General features: G+C 72.6%; 9 protein-coding genes and 1 pseudogene. 6 read left to right on the forward strand and 4 right to left on the reverse strand.

Features of this window, described 5'->3' with window-relative positions:
* Window positions 1-349: pseudogene (locus LW587_RS23225) on the reverse strand (hypothetical protein); the annotation flags it as partial.
* Entirely contained in the window at window positions 346-1,068 is a 723-nt protein-coding gene (locus tag LW587_RS23230) for a response regulator (protein WP_232631952.1), read from the reverse strand. The gene LW587_RS23230 and the pseudogene LW587_RS23225, both read right to left, overlap by 4 nt.
* A gap of 242 nt (window positions 1,069-1,310) precedes the next feature.
* Between LW587_RS23230 and LW587_RS23235 the strand changes: the two genes are divergently transcribed.
* The 4 genes from LW587_RS23235 to LW587_RS23250 all read left to right on the forward strand — a co-directional run bounded on the left by LW587_RS23235 (window position 1,311) and on the right by LW587_RS23250 (window position 4,216).
* Complete coding sequence (locus tag LW587_RS23235; RefSeq protein WP_232631953.1) at window positions 1,311-1,592, forward strand: accessory factor UbiK family protein; 282 nt, start codon at window positions 1,311-1,313, stop codon at window positions 1,590-1,592.
* A 302-nt stretch (window positions 1,593-1,894) separates the two neighbouring features.
* Window positions 1,895-2,401 carry a YbjN domain-containing protein gene (locus LW587_RS23240; protein WP_232631954.1) on the forward strand — a complete coding sequence of 169 codons (507 nt, stop codon included), beginning with the start codon at window positions 1,895-1,897 and terminating at the stop codon, window positions 2,399-2,401.
* 46 nt (window positions 2,402-2,447) lie between these two features.
* On the forward strand, window positions 2,448-3,308 hold the full coding sequence (gene proC / locus LW587_RS23245) for a pyrroline-5-carboxylate reductase (protein WP_232631955.1): 861 nt from the start codon (window positions 2,448-2,450) through the stop codon (window positions 3,306-3,308).
* A 176-nt stretch (window positions 3,309-3,484) separates the two neighbouring features.
* Entirely contained in the window at window positions 3,485-4,216 is a 732-nt protein-coding gene (locus LW587_RS23250) for a TetR/AcrR family transcriptional regulator (RefSeq protein ID WP_232631956.1), read from the forward strand.
* A gap of 18 nt (window positions 4,217-4,234) precedes the next feature.
* Here LW587_RS23250 and LW587_RS23255 read toward each other — a convergent pair whose 3' ends face one another.
* Entirely contained in the window at window positions 4,235-5,125 is an 891-nt protein-coding gene (locus tag LW587_RS23255; protein WP_232631957.1) for a LysR family transcriptional regulator, read from the reverse strand.
* Window positions 5,126-5,454: 329 nt separating this feature from the next.
* Between LW587_RS23255 and LW587_RS23260 the strand changes: the two genes are divergently transcribed.
* On the forward strand, window positions 5,455-6,207 hold the full coding sequence (locus tag LW587_RS23260; RefSeq protein ID WP_232631958.1) for a sulfite exporter TauE/SafE family protein: 753 nt from the start codon (window positions 5,455-5,457) through the stop codon (window positions 6,205-6,207).
* 194 nt (window positions 6,208-6,401) lie between these two features.
* Window positions 6,402-8,081: a malate dehydrogenase (quinone) gene (mqo, locus tag LW587_RS23265; RefSeq protein WP_232631959.1), complete on the forward strand. Its 1,680-nt coding sequence runs from the start codon at window positions 6,402-6,404 to the stop codon at window positions 8,079-8,081.
* A 180-nt stretch (window positions 8,082-8,261) separates the two neighbouring features.
* On the opposite strand, the gene LW587_RS23270 is transcribed toward mqo, so the two are convergent.
* Window positions 8,262-8,582: AprI/Inh family metalloprotease inhibitor (locus LW587_RS23270; RefSeq protein WP_232631960.1), on the reverse strand; the 321-nt coding region annotated here is incomplete at its 5' end.

Below are 8,582 nucleotides of genomic sequence, written 5' to 3' on the forward strand. Positions count from 1 at the left end.
GGAGGCGCGCCAGCGTCGAGAGGCGGGTGGCCGCCACTCCCGGGCGCTCGTCGGGCCGCCACGGCTCGCGCAGCGCCAGCACCGCCACCGCGGCCAGCACATGGGCGGCGAGCATCGCCGCGACGACGAGGAGCGCGATCTGTCCCGCCGCGCTGCGCGGGCGCGGCCCGAATCGGAAGCGGGCGAGGCGGGACGGGACGGCGGGGGGCTCCGCAGGGGCTTCCAACGGGGGCCCCACAGGGGCGGCCTTCCCCTCGACCGCCCCCTCGACCGCCCCCTCGAGGGGCGCCTTGATGGCTCTCGCGCTGGTTCCTTCTCTGGTTCCTTCGCTGGTTTCTGGGGCACTCATGACCGGCCGATCTCCGGGGCGAACAGGTAGCCGCCGGACCGGATCGTGCGGATGATCTCGGGATTGCGCGGGTCGCGCTCGATCTTTTGGCGCAGGCGCGAGACCAGCACGTCGATGCTGCGCTCGAACGGCCCCGCCGCCCGCCCCTGCGTCAGGTCGAGGAGCTGGTCGCGCGACAGCACCCGGCCCGGCCGCAGGCAGAGGGCGTGCAGGAGGTCGAACTCGGCGCCGGTAACCGCGATGCGCGCGCCCTCCGGGCTCAGCACCTGGCGCAGGCCGACATCCAGGGTCCAGCCCGCGAAATGGAGGCGGCGCACCCCGTCCCCGTCCTGCGGCTCGGCGCTGCGGCGGCGCAGGATGGCGCGGATCCGGGCCAGGAGCTCGCGCGGGTTGAACGGCTTGCCGAGATAATCGTCGGCGCCGATCTCGAGCCCGACGATCCGGTCGATGTCCTCGGATTTTGCCGTGAGCATCAGGATGGGGATCTGCGAGGCGGCCCGCAGGCGCCGGCACAGGCTGAGTCCGTCCTCGCCGGGCAGCATCAGGTCGAGGACGATCAGGTCGACGCGGGCGTCGGCGAGCGCCCGGTCCATCTCGCGCCCGTCGCCGGCCACGCTGACCCGGCACTCGTTGGCCCGCAGGTAGCGCGCCACGAGCGCGCTGATCTCGCGGTCGTCCTCGACGACGAGGATATGGGGGGTCGGTCCGCTCGCGCTCATCACGGGCCCGGTCTTACGCTCCCGCCGGCCCGCCCTGGAAGCGGGCGGCGCGGCGGCGATGGTCACGCGATGTTTCGCGCGCCGCCGCCGGACACGTTCGGCAACAAGAGTCCGGGCCGCCGACATCCTTTCGATTGCCCCGGTCTTTCGATTGCCCCCCGGCTTCCGATTGCCCCGGTGCCTGCCGATTCCTATGTCGAGGCGGTGCGCCCGAGAGTGGTCGAGGGCCCGGGAGAGAACCCATGCAAAGCTCGAACCGCCTCTTCGACGACGTCGCCCGGATGTTCACCGATGCCGCCGGGGCGGCCCAGGGCGTGCGCCGGGAGGCCGAGACCCTCCTGAAGGGCCAGGCCGAGCGCCTGATCCGCGACATGGACATCGCCACCCGCGAGGAGGTCGATGTGCTGCGCGATCTCGTGGCGGCCCTGCGCAGCCAGAACGACGCCCTGGCCGCCCGCGTGAGCGCCCTCGAAGCCCGCCTCGGCCCCGATGCCGGGATGGCCGGCAGTACGGAATCGGTCTGAATCGGCCGCGGCGGCTCCGCCGTCGGGACGCTTGTCTTTGCACAGGAAGCAGCGGTGGATCGTCACGTTGCCCACTGCTGATGCCGGACGACGCTTTGAAGCCCGCGGGGCGCGCGGGCTATAAACGTCCCGACGACGATTCGCCCCGGCGGGACGGTGAGGCCGGACTTCGGGGCTCGCGAAATCCGACTGAACCCCTCCGCAGGACGGAGATCGACGGGACTCGCCCGAGTTCCGTCACGGCCCTGCTTTGCCCGCCGGCCCGTTCGGACCCACCGAGCGGACCGACAACTTGGACAGCCATGACCCAGCTCACGCTCCTCGACATCGAAGACCGGCTCGAGCACCCGATCGACGTGGTCGAGCGCCTCGCCTCGCTGCGCGACTGGATCTTCGACCGGATCGAGACGGACGAGATGTCGGTCTCGGTCTCGGGGCGCTGGGCCGAGTACCATGTCGCCTTCACCTGGATCGAGGAGGTCGAGGCCCTGCACGTCGCCGCCGCCTTCGACCTCAAGGTGCCGGAGCGGCGCCGGGCCGAGATCCTGCGGCTGGTCTCGCTGGTGAACGAGCAGCTCTGGATCGGCCATTTCGACCTGTGGTCCTCCGACAGCGTGGTGATGTTCCGCCACTCGCTCCTGCTCACCGGCGGCATCGCCCCGACCCAGGCGCAGTGCGCCGCCCTGATGAAATCGGCCGCCGACGCCTGCGAGCGCTACTTCCAGGCCTTCCAGTTCGTGCTCTGGGCCGGCAAGTCCGCCCGCGAGGCCCTCGACGCGGTGCTGTTCGAGACCGAAGGCGAGGCTTGATAAGGCGAGGCTTGATCCTGTCCCATTCCGGTGGGATCGAGGGCGCATGAGCGAGACATCCGCGCCCTCCCCAGTTCCCTCCCCCGCTCCCGTGCCGACGCCCCTGGTGCTCGCTGGAGCCGGCAAGATGGGCGGCGCCCTGCTCAAGGGCTGGCTCGCCGGCGGGCTCGACCCGGCCGACACGGTGGTGCTCGACCCCCACCCCTCCCCCGAGATCGCCGATCTCTGCGCCGCGCGCGGGATCCGGCTCAACCCGACCCCCCCTTCCGGAGGCGCGGCGCCGGCCGGCGCCCTGGTGCTCGGCGTCAAGCCGCAGGCGCTGGAGGAGGCCGCCCCCGCCCTCTCGGCTTGGATCGGCCCCGACACCCTCGTGGTCTCGATCCTCGCCGGCAAGACCATCGCCGACCTGAGGCGGCGCCTGCCCGGGGCCGGGCCGATCGTGCGGGCGATGCCGAACCTGCCGGCCAGCATCGGCCGCGGCGCGACCGGCGCGGTCGGCAGCCCCGAGGTCGGGGCGGAGGCCCGAGCCGCCGCCGACGCCCTGCTGGCCGGGGCCGGCCTCGTCGCGTGGCTCGACGACGAGCGCCTGATCGACGCGGTCACCGCGGTGTCGGGCTCCGGGCCGGCCTATGTGTTCCTGTTGGCCGAGGCCCTCGCCGAGGCGGGGATCGCCGCCGGCCTGCCGCGGGACCTCGCCGAACGCCTCGCCCGCGCCACCGTCGCCGGGTCGGGCGCGCTGCTCGACGGCGACCCGCGGGAGGCCGGGCAGCTGCGCCGGGACGTGACCTCGCCGGGCGGCACCACGGCGGCGGCGCTGGCGGTGCTGATGCGCGAGGGGGGGCTGCCGGACCTCCTCGGCGAGGCCGTCGCGGCGGCGCGCCGCCGGGCGGGCGAATTGTCCGGCTGATCCGGGCTCCGCTTGATCAAAGCGGAGCCCGGATCAGGCAAGCCCGCGCGGCGTTTGAGCGAAGCCCACATCCGCCATCCCGAAGGGATCAACCGGATTGGGTATGAGCCGACCCAGGGTGCAACCCGGCGGCGGCGTCCCTACATGACGGACGAAGCGAGCACGGAGCACGGATCATGGAAGCGGCCCCCGCGGCGGAATCCGGCGGCAAGCCCGAAGGCGGCGCCTCTGGCAAGAAACCCAATCCCCGCGAGGCCGCGGTCGAGGCGCTGATGCGGCTTGCCGCCGAGCAGCCCTGGAACGACATCGAGATCGGCGACATCGCCCGGGAGGCCGGCCTGACGCTCGCCGAACTGCGCGAGCTGTTCCCCTCGAAGGGCGCGGTGCTCGGCGGCCTGTCGCGGATCATCGACCGGACGGTGCTGGAGGCCGAGGCGAGCGACCTCGCCGACGAGCCCGCCCGTGAGCGCCTGTTCGACGTGCTGATGCGCCGCCTCGACGCGATGACCCCCTACAAGACGGCCCTGCGGCGGATCGGCTTCGCCCTGCGCGGCGATCCGCTCTCGATGCTGGCGCTCAACGGGGTGGCGCTCAATTCCCACCGCTACATGCTGGCCGCCGCCGGCATCGACACGGAGGGGCCGCTCGGGCGCCTCAAGATCCAGGGCACGGTGATCGCCTTCGCCCGCACCGTCGAGGTCTGGCTCGACGACGACGATCCGGCGCTCGCGCGCACCATGGCGGCCCTCGACCGGGAGATCCGCCGCGGCGAGACCTTCATGGAGCGGGCCGAGGATGCCCGTCGCCTTACCGCGCCGCTGCGGGCGCTGGGGCGCGCCGTGTTCGAGCGCCGTCCGCGCCGGGAGCGCCCGGAGCGGGCCGACGAGGACCCGGCCGCCGCGATCTGACCCTTCGGGTGATGCGCCTCACCGGCAGAACCCGGCCAGATGATCGGCGAGCTGCCGGGCATGGGCCGGCAGGGCCGAAAAGCGGCGGGCGCACAGGATGAGGGTGCGGCGCGCCCAGGGGTCGCTCAGCGGCACCGCCCGGATCGCCGCCGCCTGGACCGAGCGCAGGGCCGCCGCCTCGGGGACGATCGCCACGCCGACCCCGCGCTCGACCATCCGGCAGACGGCTTCCAGCCCGCTCAGGCGCACCCGCAGCTTGAACGGGCGGCCGGCCCGGGCGGCGTGCCCGGCGAGGTAGGATTGCAGCGCCCGGTCGTGGCTCAGGCCCACGAAGGGCTCGTCCAGCACCTCGCGCAGGAACACCGATGCGCGGTCCGCCAGGGCATGGGCCTCGGGCACCACGAGGATGAGCCGGTCCGGCCGCAGGGGAATGACCTCCAGGTCGGCGGGATCGGTCGAATCGGCCAGGACGCCGAGATCGGCGAGCCCGCTCGCCACCGCGTCGACGATCTCGCGGCTGGTACGCTCCTCCAGGTCGATGTCGATGCCCGGATGCGCCGCGAGGAAGCCCGACAGGGCCTCGGGCAGGAAGGCGGCGAGCGCCGCGGTGATCGACAGGAACCGGACATGGCCGCGCAGGCCGTGGGCATACTGGCCGAGTTCGCCCCGCATCTGTTCGAGCTGCCCCAGCACCATCCGGGCATGGTGGGCGACCGCGAGCCCGGCCGGGGTCGGCCGCGCCCCGCGGGCGTGGCGCTCCAGGAGCGGCACCCCACCCGCCCCCTCCATACCCCGGATGCGCTCGCTCGCCGAGGCCAAAGCGAGGCCGGCACGCTCGGCGCCGTGGGTGATGCTCTCGGCCTCGACGACGTGGAGGAACAGGCGCAGATCCGTCAGGTCGAAGCGCATCCCGGCCCTCTCGCGACGCCTCTGCGCCACCGCCCGTTCCGGCGCGCGGGCGCCGGGGTTTCGGAATGGGCCGCCCGCCATCGTCCGATCCACGGGCGAAAAACGCAAGCCCTTCGGAAGAACCGAAGGCTGAGGCGGGCGAGTTCCGCATTGTCGCGGGAAACCCGCCCGGGCAGGGTCGCCCGCATGACCCGGCCCGCATCCCCCTTACCCCCAGGCGACCCCCTGCCCGCCGCCCCGATCCTGCGCTGGGGGGAGCCTCGCAACCGCGGCGGCGCGGCGCGACCGCGTCTCCCCCGCCCGATCGAAGTCCGGACCGCGGATCGTCCATGACCTTTCCCCTCGACCCCTCGGCGCTCCTCATCGCCGCCTTCGCCTTCCTGCTCGCCGGCTTCGTCAAGGGCGTGGTCGGGCTCGGCCTCCCGCCGGTGGCGGTGGGCCTGCTCAGCCTCGTCATGACGCCGGCGGAGGCCGCGGCGCTCCTCGTCGTGCCCGCCTTCGTCACCAATGTCTGGCAGCTCGCCGCGGGCCCGCGCTTCGGGGCGCTCGCCCGGCGGCTCTGGCCGCTCCTGGCCGCGAGCGCGCTGGCGACGCTCGCGGCGGGCGCCGTCCTGCACGGCCGGTACGGGCGGGAGGCCACCATCGCCCTGGGCTTCGCCCTGATGATCTACGCCGCCTACGGCCTCGCCGCCCTTCGCCTCGCCGTGTCCCCGGCGGTGGAGCGCTGGCTCGCGCCCCTCGTCGGCGCCGCCACCGGCGTGGTGACCGCCGCGACCGGGGTCTCCTCGTTTCCCGCCGCCCCCTATCTCGGGTCGCTCGGGCTGAACCGGGACGACCTGATCCAGGCGCTCGGCCTGTCGTTCACCGTCTCCACCATCGCCCTGGCCATCGCCCTCACGGGGAGCGGCCTGCTCGGCCCGAAGATCGCCGGCATCTCGACCCTCGCCCTCGTTCCGGCGCTCGGCGGCATGTTCGTCGGCGGCTGGGTGCGCGGGCGGGTCAGCGAGCCGGTCTTCCGGCGCTGCTTCTTTCTCGGCCTCCTGGGCCTCGGGGCGCATCTCGCCGCGCGGGCTTTGTTCTGACATCGGGACGGCGCGGGACCCGTCCGCCCCGTCTCCTCAAGTCTTCATGACATGGCTGCCATGTAGCCGACATGCCGCGCCCCCGTTGCCTCGGACCGGCGCCTGCGATAGCGGAGCGGCTGGTCAAATAATGTTTGCGCCGCACGAAAAATAAAATGAAATTCAAAGACGGGGCGCGCGCCGGGGGTAGTATCATGCAGCATCACTCTCTTCCGATGAATCGCCGGCAACTGATCGGCGGCGCGCTGGCGGGCCTCGCCGCCACGGCCCTGCCCGACGGCCCGGCCCTCGCCGCGGGCCCCGCCCGCACCGTCGATGTCCTGCTGATCGGCGGCGGCATCATGAGCGCCACCCTCGGCGTGTGGCTGCGCGAACTCGAGCCCGACTGGTCGATCGAGATGATCGAGCGGCTCGACGGCGTGGCCCTCGAGAGCTCCAACGGTTGGAACAACGCCGGCACCGGCCACTCGGCCCTGGCCGAGCTGAACTACACCCCGGAGGATTCGAAGGGGAAGGTCAAGATCGAGAAGGCCGTCGAGATCAACGAGGCCTTCCAGATCACTCGCCAGTTCCTGGCCTGGCAGGTGCGGCAGGGCGTGCTGAAGAACCCGAGCAGCTTCATCAACACCACCCCGCATATGAGCTTCGTCTGGGGTGACGACAACATCGCGTTCCTGAAGAAGCGCCACGAGGCGCTGAAGGCGAGCCCGCTCTTCGCCGGCATGGACTACTCGGAGGATCCCGAGCAGCTCAAGAAGTGGGTCCCCCTGATGATGGAGGGCCGCGATCCGAAGCAGAAGATCGCCGCCACCTGGACGCCGCTCGGCACCGATGTCGAGTGGGGCGAGATCACCCGGCAATACGTCGCCGCGCTGCAGACCCAGCCGAAGTTCGACCTGCGCCTCTCGACCGAGGTCGAGAGCATCGAGCGCAACAAGGACGGCACCTGGCGGATCACCTCCAAGAACCTGAAGGACGGGACGCGGGTCGCCGTCGACGCCAAGTTCGTGTTCATCGGTGCGGGCGGCGGCGCGCTGCATCTCCTGCAGGCCTCGGGCATCCCGGAGGCCGAGGAGTATGGCGGTTTCCCCGTCGGCGGCTCGTTCCTCGTCAACGAGAACCCGGACGTGGCGACGCGCCACCTCGCCAAGGCCTACGGCAAGGCCTCGGTCGGCTCGCCGCCGATGTCGGTGCCGCATCTCGACACCCGGGTGCTCGGCGGCAAGCGCGTGATCCTGTTCGGGCCGTTCGCGACCTTCTCGACCAAGTTCCTCAAGGAAGGCTCGTATTTCGACCTTCTCACCTCGACCACCACCAGCAACGTCTGGCCGATGGTCCGGGTCGGCGTCGATCAGTACCCGCTGATCGAGTACCTCGCCGGTCAGGTGATGCTCTCCGACGAGGACCGCTACCAGGCCCTGCGCGAGTACTTCCCGAACGCCAAGAAGGACGAGTGGCGCCTGGTCCAGGCCGGGCAGCGCGTGCAGATCATCAAGCGCGATCCCGAGAAGGGCGGCGTGCTCAAGCTCGGCACCGAGGTCGTGTCGGCCAAGGACGGCAGCATCGCCGCCCTGCTCGGCGCCTCGCCGGGCGCCTCGACGGCGGCGCCGATCATGCTGACCGTGCTGGAGAAGGTCTTCGCCAAGAGGGTCGCCAGCCCCGAATGGCAGGCCAAGATCCGGCAGATCGTGCCGAGCTACGGCACCAAGCTGAACGACGATCCGCGCCGCGCCTACGACGCCCTCGCCTATACCAGCGAGCAGCTGCAGCTCGCGCCGCCGCCGCGGATCGACGGCACGGCCCCGGTTCCGGCCCCGCAGCCGATCGGCGCCGAGGCGGGTGTCGTCAAGCCGGTGCCCGACCTCGCGCCGTAAGGGCGGTCGGCGGCGGACGGGGCCGGTTCCGGCCGTGTCCGCCGCCGGAGCCCGGCGCTTCCGCGGGCCGAGGCGGCGCGGCGACCGAGGGGGCCGCTCTCACCCCGCGCGGAAGCCCTGGGCGATGCGGAAGCCCTGGGAGGTCCGGCGACGGGCCCCGTCGCGGGAGGGGCCCCGGCCTCAGGGCTCCACCTTCCGGAGCACCAGCGTGAAGCCGATATCGGGATCGCGCCGCCAGCGGCCCTCGCCGAGGGCGACGAGGGTCACCGCGTGGCCGCGGCGGGCCTTCAGGGTCATCTGGTGGCCGGTGAAGCGCCAGCCGGCGGGATCGAACACGGTGATCCCGCTGTCGCGGCAGCCGGGCAGGAGCCGGGCCGCGGCATAATCCTTGTCGGCGGCGGTGGGCGGCGACAGCTCGATGCGGCACACGTCCCGCTCGGCGGCGCGGTCGAGGGCGTAGAGGCCCGGCGCCGGGCCCTCCGGCGGCGTCACCGAGCCCTG

It is taken from the genome of Methylobacterium sp. Leaf118 (assembly GCF_920984675.1).
In the GTDB taxonomy this organism is placed as follows: Bacteria; Pseudomonadota; Alphaproteobacteria; order Rhizobiales; family Beijerinckiaceae; genus Methylobacterium.